General features: G+C 67.2%; 2 protein-coding genes and 1 pseudogene. All 3 read left to right on the forward strand.

Going from position 1 to position 20,630, the window contains the following annotated elements; translation table 11 throughout:
- The first annotated feature begins 6 nt into the window (after positions 1–6).
- On the forward strand, positions 7–11,700 hold the full coding sequence (locus OG203_RS43255; RefSeq protein WP_405162985.1) for an SDR family NAD(P)-dependent oxidoreductase: 11,694 nt from the start codon (positions 7–9) through the stop codon (positions 11,698–11,700).
- A 205-nt stretch (positions 11,701–11,905) separates the two neighbouring features.
- On the forward strand, positions 11,906–14,137 hold the full coding sequence (locus OG203_RS43260) for an MMPL family transporter (protein WP_405162986.1): 2,232 nt from the start codon (positions 11,906–11,908) through the stop codon (positions 14,135–14,137).
- Between the two features lie 78 nt (positions 14,138–14,215).
- Positions 14,216–20,578 (forward strand): annotated as a pseudogene (locus OG203_RS43265) (SDR family NAD(P)-dependent oxidoreductase); the annotation flags it as partial.
- Between the last annotated feature and the right edge of the window lie 52 nt (positions 20,579–20,630).

Here is a 20,630-nt window from a genome sequence, read left to right on the forward strand (position 1 = left end):
AGGGACATGAGCACTGATAGCGCCGACCCGAAGCAGGAGAAGCTGGTTCGGTACCTGAAGAAGGTCGCCGTCGATCTCAACGAGACACGGACCAGGCTCCGGGAGCTCGAGGACCGTGCGAGCGAACCGCTTGCCATCGTCGGGATGAGTTGCCGATACCCGGGCGGAGTGAACTCGCCGGACGAGTTGTGGGAACTGGTGGCCGCGGGTCGTGACGGGATATCGGGGTTTCCGACCGATCGCGGCTGGGATCTAGCGGGTCTCTACGACGCCGATCCCAACCGGCTCGGCACCTCCTATGCCACCCAGGGCGGCTTTGTCGACGGCGTCGGCGAGTTCGACGCCGACTTCTTCGGGATCAGCCCACGCGAGGCGGTGTCGATGGACCCGCAGCAGCGGCTGCTGCTCGAGGCGGCGTGGGAGGCGTTCGAGCACGCGGGCATCGATCCGAACTCGTTGCGCGGCAGCGATACCGGAGTTTTCTGCGGTGTCGGGCCGTCGGATTACGCGGCGATGCCCGCGGGCAGTCTGCCGCAGATCGAGGGCTTCCGGTTGACCGGCGGGACGACGAGCGTGGTGTCGGGTCGAGTGTCCTACGCTCTCGGTCTCGAGGGCCCTTCGGTGTCGGTGGACACCGCGTGCTCCGCGTCGCTGGTGGCGATTCATCTGGCGAGCCAGGCGCTGCGCTCGGGTGAATGCTCGCTGGCGCTGGTCGGCGGCGTCACCGTGCTTGCCGGTCCCACCTTGTTCGTCGACTTCAGTCGTCAGCGTGGCCTGGCGCCGGACGGCCGATGCAAGTCCTACGCGGCGGGCGCGGACGGTACCGGGTTCTCCGATGGTTTGGGTTTGATTGTGTTGGAGCGTCTTTCGGATGCGCGGCGTAACGGTCATCGGGTGTTGGCGGTGGTGCGTGGTAGTGCGGTGAATCAGGATGGGGCGAGTAATGGTTTGACGGCGCCGAATGGTCCTTCGCAGGAGCGGGTGATTCGGCAGGCTTTGGCGAATGCGGGTCTGACGGCGGCCGATGTGGACGCGGTGGAAGGCCATGGCACGGGCACCAAGCTGGGTGATCCGATCGAGGCGCAGGCACTGCTGGCGACCTACGGACGCGAGCGGGCCAATGGTCCGCTGTGGCTTGGCTCGATCAAATCGAATATCGGACACAGCTCGACGGCGGCCGGTGTCGCCGGCGTGATCAAGATGGTGCTGGCATTGCAGCACGAGCTGCTGCCAGCCACCCTGCATGTGGATTCGCCGTCGCCGCAGGTGGATTGGGGCTCGGGGCAGGTTGAACTGCTGACCGAGGCGCAGGACTGGCCAGCCGATGGCCGGCCTCGGCGTGCGGGTGTGTCGTCGTTCGGCGTCAGCGGCACGAACGCCCATGTGATCTTGGAAGAGGCACCGATCGAGGAGCAGGCGATCGAAGGCGCGGCGCCGGTCGAAGACGTGAGCGAACCCACCGAGCTTTCGGTGGTGCCGGTGCTGGTGTCGGCCCGCAGCGACCAGGCATTGCGGGCGCAGGCTGCGCGATTGAGGTCGGATGTGCTTGCGCGGCACCAAGTGTCGCTGCTGGATGTGGGCTTCTCCGCGGCGACGACGCGGGCGCAGCTCGACCACCGTGCGGTGGTGGTTGCGACCGATCGCGAGGAGTTGCTGGCGGGACTGGAGGCATTGTCCGTTGGCGAGCCCTCGGCACAGGTGTGCCATGGTCGCCGACTTGGGGGCAAAGCGGTGTTTGTGTTTCCGGGGCAGGGTGCGCAGTGGGTGGGGATGGCGGTGGAGTTGTTGGAAGCCTCGCCGGTGTTCGCGGCGGAGATCGCTGCCTGTGGTGAAGCCTTGTCACGGTATGTGGATTGGCGGCTCGAAGACGTGCTGCGGGGAGTGGCTGGTGTGCCGTCGTTGGAGCGGGTGGATGTGGTCCAACCCGCGTTGTTTGCGGTGATGGTCTCGTTGGCTCGGTTGTGGCGTTCTTATGGTGTGGAACCGGTTGCGGTGGTGGGTCATTCGCAGGGTGAGATCGCTGCTGCGTATGTGGCGGGTGGGTTGTCTCTGGATGACGCGGCACGGGTCGTGGCGTTGCGTAGTCGTCTGGTGGGGCAGCGTTTGGCCGGTGGCGGCGGGATGATGTCGGTGGCGTTGCCAGTAGAGCGGGTCGAGGAACTGCTTGTCCCGTATACAGGGCGGCTTTCGGTCGCGGCGGTGAATGGTCCTGCGGCGGTAGTGGTTGCCGGTGAGCCCGGTGCACTCGATGAGTTGCTGGTGTGGTGTGAAGGCCAAGAGATCCGCGCGCGGCGGGTCGCGGTGGATTACGCGTCGCATTCGGTGCAGGTCGAGGCCATCGAAGCGGAATTGCTGGAGCTTTTAGGATCGATCGCTCCAGTGTCAGGACGTATTCCGTTCTACTCCACCGCGGTTGGTGACTACATCGATACCGCGCAACTCAACGCCGGGTATTGGTACGCGAATTTGCGTGGCCGTGTCGGTTTCGAGGGCGCGGTGCGTGGTTTGGTTGATGGTGGGGTGGATTGTTTTGTGGAGGTTTCCCCGCATCCGGTGTTGACGTTGGCGGTGGAAGAAACAATCCAGGCACACGACGCGGCTGCGCGGGTGGGCGTTGTCGGGTCGTTGCGTCGTGGTGAGGGTGGCTTCGAGCGTTTTGTGTTGTCGCTGGCTGAGGCGCATGTTGTGGGTGTTGGTGTGGATTGGTCGGTGTTGTTCGCCGGGTCTGGTGCGCAGCGGGTGGGGTTGCCGACGTATGCGTTTCAGCGGGAACGTTTTTGGTTGGCGCCGACGTCTTTGGGTGGTGATGTTGGGGCTGCTGGGCAGGTGCGGGTTGAGCATCCGATCCTGGTGGCGGCGGTGCAGGTTGGTGATCGTGATGAGTGGGTGTTCACTGGCCGGATCTCGCAGGAGACGCAGTCGTGGACCCGTGATCATGTGGTGTCCGGCTCGGTGATCGTGCCGGGTGTCGCGCTGGTCGAGTTGACCATGGCGGCTGGCCGCGAGGTCGGCTGCGCCGTACTCGACGAACTAGTGCTCGCGGCGCCGCTGATCCTGGATGACGATGCGGTGCAACAGATTCAGGTCACGATCGGCCCGGTGGACGACGCGGGCCGCCGCGAGTTCGCCCTCTACTCGCGCCCGGAAACCAGCGCCGCGGACGAGCCGAGCGAGGCCACCTGCCATGGGCGCGGCTGGCTCGCGCTCGAGTCCGACCTGGTCACGCGATGGCACCCGGTGTGGCCACCGGAAGACGCGGAGCCGATCTCGGCGGACGCGCTCTATGCCGGCATGGCCGATCTCGGCTACGACTACGGCCCGACGTTCGCGAGCGTGCGCGCGGTCTGGCGACGAGACGACGAGGTGTACGCCGAGATCGCGCTCCCAGACGGTACCGACAACGGCGGCTTCGCGATTCATCCCGGTCTGTTCGACGCCGCGCTACACGGCGGGCTGCTCGAGAAAGAGCAGGGCGACTCGATCGTCCTGCCGTTCTCGTGGTCGGGTGTTCGGCTGGCAGCGACCGACCTCACCCGGGCGCTGGTGCGGATCACCCCGGCGGGTGCGTCCGCGCTGCGTGTCGACATCGTCGGCGAAAACGGCGAGCCGCTGGCGAGTATGGACAAGCTGGTATTCCGCACGGTGGAGCCCGCGCAGCTCGACCGTGCGCACGGTGGCGCGGAGGATTCGCTGTTCCACCTCGACTGGGCCGCGGTCACCGCCACCGCGCGGCGGACCGCGCGACTCGCCGTGCTCGGCGAGATCGCCGTGCTCGGCGAAAATGCCGTCGCGGGTGAGTATTTCGCGGATCTCGACGCGCTCGAAAGGGCCGTTGCCGACGGTGCTGCGGCTCCCGAAGCGGTGCTTGCTGCGATCGAGTCCCCGCCCGGCGCGGCGGATATGGCCGAGGCCACGCGGACGACCGCGGCACAGGCATTGGCGCTAGTGCAACGATGGCTGGCGAGCGAATGGCTCACCGACATCAGGCTGATCGTGGTGACCCGTGGCGCCGTCGCGGTGGGCGAGGAGACACCGGATGTGGTGCAGGCGCCGATCTGGGGCCTGGTGCACAGTGCTCAGTCCGAGCACCCCGGCCGGTTCGTCCTCGTCGACCTCGCCGGCGGCGCGCCGAACTGGAGCGCACTGCTCGACCTCGACGAACCCCAGCTTGCGGTGCGCGCCGATACGGTCCTTGCGCCGAGGCTCGGTCGAGTGCCCGCGCAGCCGCCGGGTGCTGCCTGGCGGTTGTCGATCGGACACAAGGGCTCGCTCGAGGACCTGGCGATCGTCGCCTCCGACGGTGACCGACCGCTTGCCGCCGGGGAGGTGCGGATCGGAATTCGCGCCGCGGGCCTGAACTTTCGCGACGTGCTCGTCGCGCTCGGTATGTATCCGGGGGAGGCGCCGCTCGGCAGCGAGGCAGCGGGTGTCGTGCTCGAAGTCGGTTCGGCGGTAACCGATTTCCAACCGGGCCAGCGGGTCTTCGGCTTGGTGCTCGAGGCGTTCGGCCCGATGGCGGTGGCGGACCGGCGGCTGCTGCTGCCGATGCCGTCGAATTGGTCGTTCGCGCAAGCGGCGGCGGTACCGGTGGCGTATCTGACCGCGTACTACGGTTTGGTCGATGTGGCGGCCGTGCGCGCCGGTGAGCGGGTGCTTGTGCACGCCGCCGCGGGCGGGGTCGGCATGGCGGCGGTGCAGATCGCCCGTCATCTCGGTGCGGAGGTATTCGCGACGGCGAGCCCGTCCAAGCAGGATGCGGTGCGCGCGTTCGGGATTCCCGATCGATGCATCGCGTCGTCACGGGACCGCAGGTTCCGTGACGCGTTCCTCGCGACGACCGATGACGCCGGTGTCGATGTGGTGTTGAATGCGCTCGCGGGCGAATACGTCGACGCGACACTGGATTTGCTGCCACGCGGCGGCCGATTCGTCGAGCTGGGCAAGGTCGATATCCGCGATCCGGAGGAGATCGCGCGGACCCGCCCCGGAGTGCGATACCGGGCCTTCGACACCTTCGATGCGGCGGGTGTGGAACGGATCCAGCAGATGCTGGGTGAGATCGTCGGGCTATTCGAGCAGGGTGTGCTTGTGCATGCGCCGATCCGGACGTGGGATGTGCGGCGCGGCCGTGACGCGTTCCGGTTCCTGCGCGAAGGCGGCAATATCGGCAAGATCGTATTGACGGTTCCCGCGCCATTGGATCCCAAAGGGACAGTGCTGATTACTGGCGGTACCGGTGGTTTGGGTGCGTTGGTTGCCAAGCATTTGGCCGAGCAGCACGGTGTTGGGCACCTGCTATTGGTGAGTCGGCGTGGTCCCGAAGCCGAGGGCGTGCCGGAGTTGGTCGCTGATCTGGCGGCGTTGGGTGCGCGGGCGCGGGTCGAGGCGTGTGATGTCGCCGATCGGAGTCAGCTTGCGGTGCTGTTGGATTCGTTGGAGCGCCCGTTGACTGCGGTGGTGCATGCGGCGGGTGTTCTGGATGACGGTGTGGTGGAGTCGCTTTCACCGGAGCAGTTGGCGCGGGTGATGCGTCCGAAGGTGGATGCGGCGTGGCATCTGCACGAGTTGACCGCAGGGATGGAGTTGTCGGCGTTCGTGTTGTTCTCCTCGGTGGCCGCGTTGATCGGTAGCCCCGGTCAGGCGAATTACGCGGCGGCGAATGCGGCGTTGGATGCGTTGGCGTTCAAGCGCCGGGCCGCGGGGTTGGTCGGTTGTTCGCTGGCGTGGGGGTTGTGGGCGGATGCGACGGGTATGACTGGTGGGCTCGAATTGGCTCGTCTGGAGCGGATGGGTGTGGGTGCGCTGTCTGCGGGGCTGGGGTTCGATCTGTTCGATCGGGCGTTGGGGTTGGATGCGGCGTTGTTGGCGCCGGTGCGGCTTGATCTTGGTGTGTTGCGGTCGCAGGCGCGGGCGGGGATGTTGCCGCCGTTGCTGCGGGCCCTGGTGCGAGTCCCGTTGCGGCGCAGCGCACCTGCGGGCGGATCGTTGGCCAACCGGCTCGCCTCCGTCCCGGCGGCCGACCGCGAGCAGGTCGTACTGGAACTGGTGCAGGCGCAGATCGCGTCCGTCCTCGGACATGCTTCGTCCGATGCGATCGGCTCCGACCGTGCCTTCAAGGACCTCGGGTTCGACTCGCTGAGCGCGGTCGAACTGCGCAACCGGCTCACCCAGGCCACCGGCCTCGGCTTGCCCGCCACCCTCGTCTTCGACCACCCGACACCGATCGCGGTCACCCGGTTGCTGCTGGCCGAGATCGGCGGAGCCGTCAAGGAGCCGCGACCGGTGGTGCGGGCTGGGCAACGACCGGCGGCGGGCGAAGACCCGTTGGTGATTGTCGGAATGAGCTGCCGTTATCCCGGCGGCGTTAGTTCGCCCGCGGAATTGTGGGAGCTGGTGGCGTCGGGCCGGGACGCGGTGTCGCCGCTGCCGACCGATCGCGGTTGGGATCTGGAACGGCTGTACGACCCGGATCCGGATCAGCCGGGGACGCTGTACGCACGCGGTGGTGGTTTCGTCGACGGTGCCGGTGATTTCGACGCCGACTTCTTCGGGATCAGCCCGCGCGAGGCGCTCGGCATGGATCCGCAGCAGCGGCTGCTGCTCGAAGCGGCGTGGGAGGCGTTGGAGAACGCCGGTGTCGATCCGATGTCGTTGCGCGGCAGCGATACCGGCGTGTTCATCGGCACAACGGCCTCGGGTTACGGACAGTCGATGCTGCCGGAACTGGAGGGATATCACCTGACGGGGACGACAACGAGCGTCGTATCGGGACGGCTCGCGTATTCGTTGGGCCTGGAAGGCCCCGCGATGTCGGTGGATACGGCGTGCTCGTCGTCGCTGGTCGCCCTGCATGTGGCCGCGCAGGCGCTGCGCTCGGGTGAGTGCTCGCTCGCGCTGGTCGGCGGTGTCTCGGTGATGGCAGGACCCCAGCTGCTGATCGACTTCAGTCGGCAACGCGGTCTCGCCGCCGACGGTCGATGCAAGGCGTACGCGGCTGCCGCCGATGGCACCGGATTCTCCGATGGTCTTGGACTTATTGTGTTAGAACGACTTTCGGACGCCAGGCGCAACGGTCATCGCGCTCTTGCGGTGGTGCGCGGCAGTGCGGTGAACCAGGATGGTGCCAGCAACGGCTTGACCGCGCCGAACGGTCCGTCGCAGGAGCGGGTGATCCGGCAAGCGCTGGCGAACGCCGGACTCGGCGCGTCCGACGTAGACGCAGTGGAAGGCCATGGCACCGGTACCAAGCTCGGTGATCCGATCGAGGCGCAGGCGTTGCTGGCGACCTACGGTCGTGCGCGGGTCGACGGCCCGCTACGGCTCGGGTCGATCAAATCCAATATCGGCCACAGCTCGACCGCGGCCGGTGTGGCAGGTGTGATCAAGATGGTGCTGGCATTGCAGCACGAGCTGCTGCCGCCCACGCTGCATGTGGATTCGCCGTCGCCGCAGGTGGATTGGGGTACCGGGCAGATCGAGTTGTTGACCGAGGCACGGGAGTGGCCAGCCAATGGTCGGCTGCGGCGTGCGGGTGTGTCGTCGTTCGGTGTCAGTGGCACGAATGCGCACGTGATCTTGGAGGAGGCGCCAGTGGCGGCGCCCGACGACCCGGCGCCGGTGCGGCCGGTTGGTGCTGTGCCGGTGGTGGTGTCGGCTCGTAGTGTCGCGGCGTTGCGTGGTCAGGCTGATCGGTTGCGGGCGTATCTGGTTGCGCGGCCGGATGTTTCGTTGATTGATGTGGGTTTCTCGGAGGCAACGTCGCGGGCTCAGTTGGAGCATCGGGCTGTGGTGGTTGCTTCGGATCGAGATGAGTTGTTGGCTCGGTTGGCCGGTTTGGCGGCTGGTGGGTCATCGGCTGGTGTGTTCGACGGCGGTGCTGTTGGTGGGAAGACGGCCTTTTTGTTTACGGGGCAGGGTGCGCAGCGGACGCGGATGGGTGCGGAGTTGGCTGGAGTGTTCCCGCGGTTCGCCGAAGTCCTGGATGAGGTGTGTGCCGAGGCGGATCCGTTGTTGGGCCGTTCGCTGCGCGAATTGCTCAGTGCGCTAGCGGATTCTGAGGAGGCTGCGCTGTTGGATGCGACGGAATATACGCAGGTGGCGTTGTTCGCGGTCGAGGTCGCGTTGTTCCGGTTGGTCGAATCGCTGGGCGTACGTCCGGATTTCGTGATCGGTCATTCGGTGGGCGAGATCGTGGCCGCGCATGTGGCGGGGGTGTTGTCGCTTGCTGATGCGTGTGCGTTGGTGGTGGCACGTGGCCGCCTGATGGGTGCGCTGCCTGCTGGCGGGGCGATGGTCGCGGTGCAGGCCGAGGAAGCCGAAGTGGTTGTGTCGCTTGCTGGTTTCGAGGGTCGGTTGGCGATCGCTGCGGTGAATGGTCCGCGAGCGGTGGTGGTGTCCGGGGATGCGGAGGCGGTGGAGGATTGGTTGCCGCGGTGGGCGGATCGTAAGACGTCGCGGTTGCGGGTCAGTCATGCGTTTCATTCGCCGCGGATGGAGCCGATGCTTGCTGAGTTCCGGACGGTGGTCAGTGGTCTGCGGTTCAGTGAGCCGCGGATCCCGGTGGTGTCGAATGTGACCGGCGAGCTGGTGTCTTCGGATTTGACCGATCCTGAGTATTGGGTCAGGCATGTGCGCGAGGCGGTGCGCTTCGCCGATGGCGTGCAAACCCTGTATGCGCTGGGTGTCCGAAAGTTCCTGGAACTAGGCCCTGATGCCGTGTTGACGGCGATGGCGGGTCAGAGTCTGGATGGGCTCGGTGCGCAGGATGTTGTGGTTGTGCCCGCTTTGCGTGCTCGCCGTCGCGAGAGCGAGGTCTTCGCCGGATTCCTGGGGCAGGCCCACCTCTTCGGTGCCGACGTCGACTGGCCGGCGTTTTATGCCGGGGCCGGTGCGCGGCGGGTCGAATTGCCGACGTACGCATTTCAACGGGAACGGTTCTGGCTTTCGCCTGATCGTGGCAGTGGTGATGCGGCGGTAGTTGGGTTGGGTCGCGTCGAGCATCCGATTCTGGCGGGCGCCGTGCGGGTCGGTGATCGTGACGAGTGGGTGTTTACGGGGCGGTTGTCCACTGAAACCCAAGCGTGGACAGGTGATCACGTGGTGCTGGGTGTGGTCATCGTGCCGGGTACGGCGTTGGTCGAGTTGGCGTTGGCTGCGGGTGGTCATGGTGGGTGTCCGGTGGTTGATGAGTTAGTGCTCGAAGCACCGTTGTTGTTGGAAGAGGGTGTGGCCGTTCAGGTTCAGGTCACCGTCGGGCAGCCTGATGTCGATGGGCGTCGTGCGGTGGCGATTTACACCCGACCGGAAACCAATGGTGACAACGAACAGCTCGAAGCGACCTGTCACGCGCGCGGCGTGCTTGCACCGGAAACCGAACCTGTCATCAACTGGCCCGCCGAATGGCCACCGGCCGGCGCCGAGCCCGCATCGGTGGACGCGCTCTACGCGGGCATGGCCGACCTCGGTTACGACTACGGGCCGACATTCCAAGGTGTTCGGGCGGTATGGCGCGCCGGCGACGACGTCTACGCCGAAGTCGCGCTACCCGACGACACCGGCGGCGAAGGATTCGGCATCCACCCGGCCCTGTTCGACGCCGCAATGCACGGCGGCCTGCTGAGGCAAGGGCCGGAAGTCGCTGCGGTACTACCATTCTCGTGGTCGGGGGTGCGGCTCGGCCGTCCGGGGCTTTCCCGGGTCCGCGCGCGAATCAGCCCGGCGCAAGACTCCGCCTTCCAGGTCGACATCGTCAGCGACCAGGGCGAGCCGGTGCTGAGCATGGCGCGCCTCGATATGCGCCCGGTGGAGCAATCGCAGCTGGAGAGTGCGCAACGCGGCAAGCAGAACTCGCTGTTCCAGGTCGATTGGACCCCGATCGCCGCGACCTCGTCGACGGCGGCACAGGTGGCGGTGATTGGTGAATTCGCCGCAGCCGGTGCGCGTTTCGCCGGTCTGGAAATGTTGGAGAAAGCGCTCGCCGACGGCGCGGTGGTGCCGGATGTGGTGTTGGCCGGGATCGAAATCGCCACGGGGACAGCAGATATGGCTGATGCCGCCGTCGCTGCGCGGTCGGCTGCCTGCCAAGCGCTCGAGTTGGTACAGCGGTGGCTGGCGAGTGAATGGCTGACCGAAGCACGGTTGATCGTGGTGACGCGCAATGCGGTAGCGGTGGCAGCGCAAGCGCCGGATGTGGCGGCCGCGGCGGTATGGGGATTGGTACGAAGCACACAGTCCGAGCATCCTGGCCGATTCATCCTCGTCGACCTCGACGAAGGCGGTGAGCTGGAATGGGGCACGCTACTCGACCTGGACGAGCCGCAGTTGGCGGTGCGTGGGGGCCGGTTGCTGGCGCCGCGGCTTGGACGAGTAACGGTGGGGCCGTTGGCCTCGGCGCCATTGGATCGTGCGGGGACGGTGTTGATTACTGGTGGCACCGGCGGTTTGGGTGCGCTGGTTGCCAAGCATTTGGCCAGCCAACACGGTGTCGAGGATCTGCTGTTGGTGAGTCGGCGTGGTCCCGAGGCTGAGGGAGTGGCGGGGTTGGTCGCTGATCTGGCGGGGCTGGGTGCGCGGGCGCGGGTCGAGGCCTGTGATGTCGGCGATCGGAATCAGCTTGCAGCGCTGTTGAATTCGTTGGAACATCCGTTGACCGCGGTGGTGCATGCGGCGGGTGTGCTCGATGACGGTGTGGTGGAATCGCTTTCGCCGGAGCAGTTGGCGCGGGTGATGCATCCGAAGGTCGACGGGGCGTGGTATCTGCATGAGCTGACCGCGGATATGGGTTTGTCGGCGTTCGTGCTGTTCTCTTCGGCTGCCGCGTTGATCGGTAGCCCCGGTCAGGCGAACTATGCGGCGGCGAATGCCGCATTGGATGCGTTGGCGCACAAGCGCAGAGCCGAAGGGTTGGTCGGTAGCTCGCTGGCGTGGGGGTTGTGGGCGGATGCGACGGGCATGACCGGTGGGCTCGATGCGGGGGAGTTGGCGCGTCTCGAGCGGATGGGCGTTGGGGCGCTTTCTACTGAACTCGGGTTCGATCTGTTCGATCGGGCGTTGGGGTTGGATGCGGCGTTGTTGGCGCCGGTGCGGCTTGATCTTGCTGTGTTGCGGTCGCAGGCGCGGGCGGGGATGTTGCCGCCGTTGCTGCGGGCCCTGGTGCGAGCCCCGTTGCGGCGCAGCGAGTCCACGACCGGGTCGCTGGCCGAGCGGCTCGCCGGTGTCTCGGTGGCCGATCGGGAGCCGGTCGTCGTCGAGGTGGTGCAGGCGCAGGTCGCGGCCGTGCTCGGACATACGTCCGCGACCGCGGTCGGACCCGACCGTGCCTTCAAGGATCTCGGGTTCGATTCGCTCGGCGCGGTCGAGTTGCGCAACCGGCTCACTCAGGTCACCGGCGTGCGGTTGCCCGCGACGCTGGTCTTCGATCACCCGACGTCCGCGGCGGTCGCCCGATACCTGCTGACCGTTGTCGCGCCCGATACCGCGCCGAGCGGGCGCAGGCGCACCGAGGAGCAGGAATTCCGCCGCCTGGTTGATTCGATCCCGATCGAGCGCCTGCGGATATCCGGCCTGCTCGACGCGCTGCGTGAGCTGGCCGAGGGGGATCGGGTCGACGCGGCGTCGGCCGCCGAGACCACCGAGTCGATCGACGATATGGCGGCCGACGCGCTGATCCGGTTGGCGCGCGAAGCGGGCGCGAGTAACTGAGTCGACGCCGGGGCACGGGCGCATCGCACCCGGGCCCCGGCACTCCGATCGAGTTTCGACCGATGTGTATCCAGTCGGACGGCCATCGGCTCTGCACTGTCGAGATTCAACAGTCGTGCGCAGGTCGTCCGTTGGAGAGGAATCCAGAAATGTCGCAGCAGGTTACGCGTGGGTGCTGCTCGCGCATCGAACCCCGGGGTGTCCGATGCTGAACCGTCTTGCCGATCTGGCCATCCGCCGACCCAAACGGATGTTGCTCATCACGTTGATCATCGCGCTCGGTTTCGCGGCGCTCGGTTCCGGGCTCGGATCGCGGGTCACCCTGGGGGGTTACGACAGTACGTCGACCGAATCCGCGCGTGCCGCCGAGACGCTGAAGCGCGAGTTCGACCAGGGGCCGCCGAATCTCGCGATCCTGGTGGACGATTCGCGCGGGATGGACGACCCGGCCGTGACCGCCGCCGGCCTTCGGCTGACCGAACAGGTCGCCGCCGAGGCGGGCGTGAGCCACGTTGTCTCCTACTGGACAACGAAATCCACCGCGATGCGTGGCACCGACGCCAAGCAAGCGCTGGTGCTCGGCACCATCGACGGTGACTTCGACACGGTCCAGGCTCGTGCCAAGGAACTGAAGGGCACCTACTCGGGGACCGTGCAGGGACTCCGAGTCACCATCGGCGGTGGTGGTCTCATGTGGGTGGAGGCGCTCGACACCGCGGCCCAGGATTCCCTGAAGGCCGAAGGCTTCTTCATGCCGGTGGTGCTGATCCTGCTCGCGGTGATTTTCGGCAGTATCCTGGCCGCGCTTGTGCCACTGGCGGTCGCGATCGCGACGACGGTTGTGGTGATGGGAATGCTGTTCGTCGTCTCGTTCTTCCTCGAGACCGCGGACATCGTGTCCATGGTCACCACATTCCTCGGCCTGGGTCTTGCCGTCGACTACAGCTTGCTGTTCATCAGTAGGTATCGCGAACAACTCGCCGGTGGTGCCGCGATACCGGACGCCATCCGCACGACGATGCGGACGGTGGGGCGGACCGTGGTCTTCTCCGGAATCACCGTGGCCATCGCGCTCGGCTCCATGCTGGTGTTGCCGTTCACGGTCTTTCGTTCGCTGGCCGTCGGTTCCATGTTCACCGCCCTCACCGCCGCCGCCCTGACCCTGGTGCTGGTGCCTGCCTTGCTGGTGTGGATGGGGCCACGGGTCGAGGGGCGCCGACGTCGCCGTCGCGGCGTGGTCGCCCGTGCCGACAGTGACGGCTCCTGGCACAAGCTTGCGACATTCGTGATGCGGCGCCCGGTGCCGTGCCTGCTCGCAGTGCTGGCGTTCCTGCTGTTCCTCGCTCTTCCGGCGGCCGACTTGAAGCTCCGGCTGCCCGACGAACAGATACTTCCGCCGTCGGCGCAGTCAGCGCAGGTCGCCTCGGCCGTCCGTAGCAACTTCGACAACCGCGAACAAGATCCGATGCAGGTGGTGGCGACGAAGATCGGAAATCCGGCTTCGCGGACCGCCGACATCGACCAGTACGCGACACAGCTCTCGAAGATCGAGAACATCGCCAGGGTGGACGCGCTCACCGGCAGCTATCAGGACGGCCGGAAAGTGGCGGAACCGGATGCCGCCTCGCAGCAGTTGTTCGCCGCCGCCGACGCCACGTACTTGTCCCTGGTGTCCAAGGTGGACCCCAATGGTGACGACGGTGCGCGGATGGTGCGCGCGGTACGGGCGACTACCGCGCCGTTCCCGGTAGCGGTCGGCGGTACGCCCGCCGTCTCGGTCGACACCTTCGACCTGCTCGGCAAGCGGATGCCGATCGCGTTGGCAATCCTGGTGATCGGCAGCTTCATCCTGCTGTTCCTGTTGACGGGAAGCGTGCTGCTGCCGCTCAAGGCGATCCTGTTGAGCGCGCTGAGCCTGTCGGCCACCTTCGGCGCGTTGGTGTTCGTTCTGCAACAGGGGCACCTGCAATGGCTCGTCGGCGACATCGTCGTCACCGGCGGACTCACCTGGCTCGCACCCATCGTGGTGATCGCGATCGCGTTCGCACTGTCGCTCGACTACGCGGTCTTCATTCTCTCGCGCATTACCGAGGAATACCGCCGGACAGGCCAGAACCAGGAGGCGGTCGCGGTCGGTCTGGAACGTACCGGCCGGGTCGTGACATACGCGGCACTGCTGCTTGCCCTGGCCTTTGTCGGGCTCACGTTCTCGAGCATCAGCTATGTGAAGGGCCTCGGCATCGGTATTCCGTTGGCGATTCTGCTCGACGCGACCCTGGTCCGCGGCGTGCTCGTGCCCGCCTTCATGCGACTGCTCGGCGCCGCGAACTGGTGGGCGCCCGCCCCCCTGCGGCGGATCCACGCCCGGTTCGGCATCAGCGAATCGGACACCGACGACCCGATGGCCGACTCGATGCCGGTCGCGGCCCGCACATAGAGCTGAAAACGATCCGGTTGCCCACGGAGGGTTGCCGATCCATCCGCCCTTCGGGGCGCCTGACTTGGAGTTACACGAGATATGCCGACCAATGAGAACGACCTCGTCGAGGCGCTCCGGACATCGTTGAAGGAAACCGACCGGCTGCGCCAAGAGAACCGGCGCATCCTGGCCCGGTCGAGTGAACCGTTGGCGATCGTCGGGATGGGTTGCCGTTATCCCGGTGCGGTCACCACCCCGGATGAGCTGTGGAAGCTGGTGGCTTCGGGGCGTGACGCCGTGTCGGAACTGCCGGGTGACCGCGGCTGGGATCTGGCGCGGTTGTACGACCCGGATCCGGATCGGCCAGGAAAGCTCTACACCCAGGGCGGCGGCTTCATCGACGGTGTCAGTGACTTCGACGCGGAGTTCTTCGGGGTGAGTCCTCGCGAGGCGTTGGCGATGGATCCGCAGCAGCGGTTGTTGCTACCGGTGGTGTGGGAGGCACTCGAGCGCGCGGGTATCGATCCGACGTCGCTTTCGGGCAGCGATACCGGTGTGTACTGCGGTGTGACCGGCTCCGACTATGGCAGCGGGGCGGCGCCGGAACTGGAGGGTTACCGGCTCACCGGTAGGTCATCGAGCGTGGCGTCGGGGCGAATCTCCTATGCCCTCGGACTGGAGGGGCCCGCGGTGTCGATCGACACCGCGTGCTCCTCGTCGGCGGTGGCGCTGCATCTGGCGGCGCGAGCGCTGCGGTCCGGGGAATGCTCGCTGGCAGTGGTCGGTGGCGCGACCGTGCTGTCCGGGACGTTCCTGTTCGTGGAGTTCAGTCGGCAGCGTGGGCTTGCACCGGATGGCCGCTGCAAATCGTATGCGGCGGGCGCCGACGGCACCGGCTTCGCCGACGGTGTCGGCGCCGTCGTGCTCGAGCGGCTGTCGGACGCGCGGCGTAACGGCCATCGGGTGCTCGCGGTGGTCCGCGGCACCGCGGTGAACCAGGACGGTGCGAGCAACGGTCTCACCGCGCCGAACGGTCCCGCGCAGGAGCGGGTGATCCGGGCGGCGCTGGCGAACGCGGGCCTGAACCCGGCGGACGTGGACGTGGTCGAGGGGCACGGTACCGGCACCACCTTGGGTGACCCGATCGAGGCACAGGCACTGCTGGCGACCTATGGGCAGGAGCGGACCGACGATCCGCTGTGGCTCGGTTCCATCAAATCCAATATCGGGCACACGTCGGCGGCCGCGGGTGTGGCCGGTGTGATCAAGATGGTGATGGCGATGCGGCACGAACTGTTGCCGCCCACATTGCATGCGGACGAACCGTCCCCGCACATCGACTGGACGTCCGGTGCGGTCCGGCTGTTGACGGAGGCCAGGGACTGGACCGTCGCGCAACGCCCGCGCCGCGCGGCGGTGTCGTCGTTCGGCGTGAGCGGTACCAACGCGCACATCATTCTGGAGGAAGCCGCGGCCGAGACACCGGCGGCGCCAGCGGACCGACGGCTCGGCGTGGCACCGGTGGTGGTGTCGGCTCGCAGCGGGGCCGCGTTGGCGGCGCAGGCCGATCGGTTGCGCGAGCATGTTGCGGGCCGACCCGAGATCGAGCCGGTGGATGTGGGTTTCTCCGAGGTGACGTCGCGGGCTCAGTTGGAGCATCGGGCTGTGGTGGTGGCTTCGGATCGGGATGAGCTGTTGTCTCGTTTGGCGGGTTTGGCGGCTGGTGAGCCTGTGGTGGAGGGTTCGCCGGTTGGTGGGAAGACGGCGTTCTTGTTCACCGGGCAGGGTGCGCAGCGGGCGCGGATGGGTGCTGAGTTGGCTGAGGCCTTCCCGCGGTTCGCTGAAGTCTTGGATGCGGTGTGTGCCGAGGCGGAGCCACTGCTTGGTCGGTCGTTGCGTGAATTGCTTAGTGCACCAGCGGATTCCGAGGATGCGGCGCTGTTGGATTCGACGGAGTTCACGCAGGTCGCGTTGTTCGCGGTCGAGGTTGCGTTGTTCCGGTTGGTCGAATCGCTGGGCGTACGTCCGGATTTCGTGATCGGTCATTCGGTCGGTGAGATCGTCGCAGCCCATGTTGCCGGGGTGTTGTCGCTTGCTGATGCGTGTGCGTTGGTGGTGGCACGCGGCCGGTTGATGGGTGCACTGCCCGACGGTGGTGCGATGGTCGCGGTGGCGGCGAGTGAGGCGGAAGTGGCCGAGTCGTTGACCGGGTTTGTGGGTCGGTTGGCGATTGCTGCGGTGAATGGTCCGCGGGCAGTGGTGGTTTCGGGGGACGCCGATGCGGTAGAGGAGTGGTTGCCAGGGTGGGCGGATCGTAAGACCTCTCGGTTGCGGGTGTCGCATGCGTTTCATTCGCCGCGGATGGAGCCGATGCTTGCTGAGTTCCGGAAGGTGGCCAGCGGGCTGCGGTTCGATGAGCCAGAGATTCCGGTGGTGTCGAATGTGACCGGCAAGCTGGTGTCTTCGGAGTTGACCGATCCTGAGTATTGGGTCAGGCATGTGCGTCAGGCGGTGCGGTTCGCCGATGGTGTGCAGACTCTGTACGGGTTGGGTGCTCGAAAGTTCCTGGAACTAGGCCCCGATGCCGCCCTGACCACCATGATTCGCCAGAGCCTCGATGGGCTCGGTGCCCAGGATGTCGTGGTTGTTCCCGCGATGCGTGCTCGCCGTCGCGAGAGCGAGGTCTTCGCCGGATTCCTGGGGCAGGCCCACCTCTTCGGTGTCGGCGTCGACTGGCAGGCCTATTACGCGGGTACCGGAGCTGTGCGCGTCGACCTGCCGACCTACGCGTTCCAGAACGAACGGTACTGGCAGGTTTCGGGAGGTGAGGGCGGCGAGGCCGACGCGGTCGGTCTCGACCCGCTGGAGCATCCGATTCTGGCCGGTGCGATCCGAGTCGGCACCCGCGACGAATGGGTGTTCACCGGCCGGCTGTCCATCGATAGCCAACCGTGGACCCGCGACCACGTCGTGCTCGGCGTGACCCTCGTTCCCGGCACCGGCCTGGTCGAACTGGCATTGACCGCCGGACGGCACCTCGGTTACCCGGTGCTCGCGGAACTGACCCTGGCGGCGCCGCTGGTCCTGGAGGAAGGGTCGGCGCGGCGGGTACAGGTGACCGTAGCCGCGGCGGATGAGAACGGCCGCCGCGAGATCACGATTATGTCCGGTGCGCAGAGCTCCGACCCCGATGAGTCGGCGCTGACCTGCCACGCGCGGGGCACGCTTACCGCCGAGACGGAAACCGACATCGATACCGACTTCGGTCTGCAGTGGCCACCCGCCGGTGCCGAAGCCGTTCCGGTGGAGGGGCTTTACCCGATGCTGACCGAATACGGCCTCGACTACGGACCGCTGTTCCGGAACGTACGTGCGGTATGGCGGGCCGACGGGGATGTCTATGCCGAGGTGGCGCTACCCGAAAACAGTACAGCCGCTACCGGATTCGGCATTCACCCCGCCCTGTTCGACGCCACCTTGCATATCGGGATGCTCGACACCAGGCCCGGTGATCCGGTGGTGCTTCCGTTCGCGTGGTCGGGTGTTCGACTCGGCCGGACCGGCGCGACCAGCGTGCGAGTGCGGGTCGGCTCGGCGGGCGAGTCCGCGGTGCGGATCGCGATGATCAGTGCGGTCGGCGACCCGGTGCTGACTGTCGACAAGCTCGCCGTGCGCACGGTGGATCCCGCGCAGCTCGAGCGGGCGCGCAAGAGCACCGAACTGCCCATGTACCAGGTCGATTGGGTGACGGTCCCGGCCGGCGAACCGAGCGAGGTGCGCCTGGCGGTACTCGGCGATCTCGCGGCCGACGGTGCGCGGTTCGCGAACCTGTACGCGCTCGAGGACGAGGTCGCCACGGGTATGCCCGCGCCGGACCTGGTGCTTGCCACGGTCGAGACCCCGGCGGGCGACCCGGCAACAGGCACCCGCAAGGCCGCGGCGGACGCGCTGACGCTGGTGCAGCAGTGGCTGGTGAGCGAATGGTTGGTCGACACGCGCCTGGTCGTGGTGACCAAAGGCGCGGTGGCGGTCGGCACCGAACGGACCGATATCGCCCAGGCCGCGGTGTGGGGCATGGTGCACAGCGCCCAGTCCGAACACCCCGGCCGGTTCGTGCTCGTCGACCTCGACGACACCGGCGAGCCGGAGTGGGGATCGGTGGCCGGGCTCGACGAACCGCAACTCGCGCTGCGCGCTGGCCGCTTGACGGCACCGCGACTTGCCAAGGCCGCCGTGCTGCCGGACGGTGCGTGGCGCCTGACCACGGCGACCAAGGGATCGCTGGACGGTCTGGCCGTCCTGCCGTCCGATGGTGACCGTCCGCTGGCCGCGGGCGACGTGCGGATCGCGGTGCGGGCCGCGGGCCTTAACTTCCGTGACGTGCTGATCGCGCTCGATATGTACCCCGGCGCGGCGGATATGGGCACCGAGGCCGCTGGCGTTGTGCTCGAGGTAGGGGCGGAGGTCACCGACCTGACGCCGGGCGACCGGGTCTTCGGTTTGGTCGCGGACTCGTTCGGGCCGGTGGCGGTCTCGGATCGGCGCATGCTTGCCCCGATGCCGGCGCATTGGTCCTTTGCCGAGGCGGCATCGGTACCCATTGTCTACCTCACTGCTTACCGAGGCCTGTTCGATCTCGCGGATCTGCGGGCCGGGGAGCGGCTGCTTGTGCACGCCGCGGCCGGTGGCGTCGGTTCGGCGGCCGTGCAGTTGGCCCGCCACATCGGCGCGGAGGTGTACGCGACGGCGAGCCGCCCGAAATGGGATGCCGTGCTGGATCGCGGCGTCGCGGACGACCACCTCGCGTCGTCGCGTGACCTGGAGTTTCGCAACACGTTCCGGGACACGACCGCGGGTGAGGGTGTTGATGTGGTGCTGAACTCGCTCGCCGGTGGGTTCGTCGACGCGTCGTTGGACCTGCTGCCGCGTGGCGGCCGGTTCCTGGAGATCGGCAAGACCGACATCCGCGCGGCCGACGAGGTGGCAGGCGCGCATCCGGGCGTGCGGTACCGAGCTTTCGACCTGATGGAGTCGGGACCGGATCGAATCCAGGAGATGCTGCGCGAACTGCTCGCGCTTTTCGAACGGGGCGCGATCGACCTCGGACCGGTGCGGTCCTGGGATGTGCGCAGTGCCAAGGAGGCCTTCCGGTTCCTGCGCGAGGGCCGCAATATCGGCAAGGTCGTGCTGACCGTGCCGACCGCTCCTGAGCTGGACGGCACCGTCCTGATCACCGGTGGCACCGGCGGTCTCGGCGCGCTGTTGGCTCGACATCTGGTCGAACAGCACGATGTGCGCCGGTTGGTTCTGGTGAGTCGGCGCGGTCCGGACGCGGCGGGGGCCGCGGAACTGGTGGCGGAGCTGGCGGCCTCGGGTGCTCAGGTGCGGGTCGAGGCGTGTGATGTGGCCGACCGCGATCAGGTTGCGCGCCTGCTGGATTCGGTGACCGAACCATTGTGCGCGGTCGTGCACGCGGCAGGCCTGCTCGACGACGGCGTTGTCGAGTCGATGACCTCGGATCAGGTGAATCGGGCGATGGCACCGAAGGCCGACGCCGCATGGCATCTGCACGAACTCACCAAGGACCGGGGTCTGGCCGCGTTCGTGATGTTCTCCTCGGTGGCGTCGTTGATCGGCAGCCCCGGGCAGGCGAACTACGCGGCAGCCAACGCCGCACTCGACGCGCTGGCCGCGCAACGGCGGGCAGACGGACTCCCGGCTACCTCGTTGGCGTGGGGTCTCTGGGCGGGTGATGCCGGAATGGCCGCGCGGCTACACGAATCCGATATCACTCGACTCGAACGGATGGGCGTGCGCTCGCTGTCGGTCGAGCTCGGGCTCGAGTTGTTCGACAAGGCGCTTGGCCTCGACGCCGCGCTGTTGGTTCCGGTGCGGCTCGACAACGCCGCGCTGCGCAGGCAGGCGGCGGGCGGCATGCTGCCTGGGCTGCTGCGCGGGTTGGTGCGGGCGCCCGCGGCCGGTGTGGACGGCGGTCGCTCCTTGGACCAGCGCCTGGCCGGCGTTGCCGAGGCGGACCGGGAGAAAGTGGTGCTGGATCTGGTGCGCGCCCAGGTCGCGGCGGTGTTGGGACACGACGCGGGCGATGCACTCGATCCGGAGCGCGAACTGCAGTCCTACGGGTTCGACTCGCTCAGCGCGGTCGAACTCGGCAACCGGCTCACCCGGCTCACCAGCCTGCAACTGCCCTCCACCCTCGTGTTCGACCACCCGACGTCCCTGGCGATCGCCCGGCATCTGCTCACGCTGGTGAAACCGGCGTCGGCCTCGGTCGGCACGCAGACGCCCGAGCAAGACGAGATCCGCACCCTGCTTGCCGCGATTCCGCTCGCCGAGCTGCGCGACGCCGGTCTGCTCGACAGGTTGCGCGAACTGGCAACCGGCACTTCGCATATCGAGGCCGAGGCCGAGGCCATGGCGCCTGCGGACATCAGCGGATGAGGACCTGGGACGCGGCCGGATGCGGCACGCGCGGCCGACACAGTCAACAGCT

The sequence above is a fragment of the Nocardia sp. NBC_01499 genome (assembly GCF_045040275.1).
In the GTDB taxonomy this organism is placed as follows: domain Bacteria; phylum Actinomycetota; class Actinomycetes; order Mycobacteriales; family Mycobacteriaceae; genus Nocardia.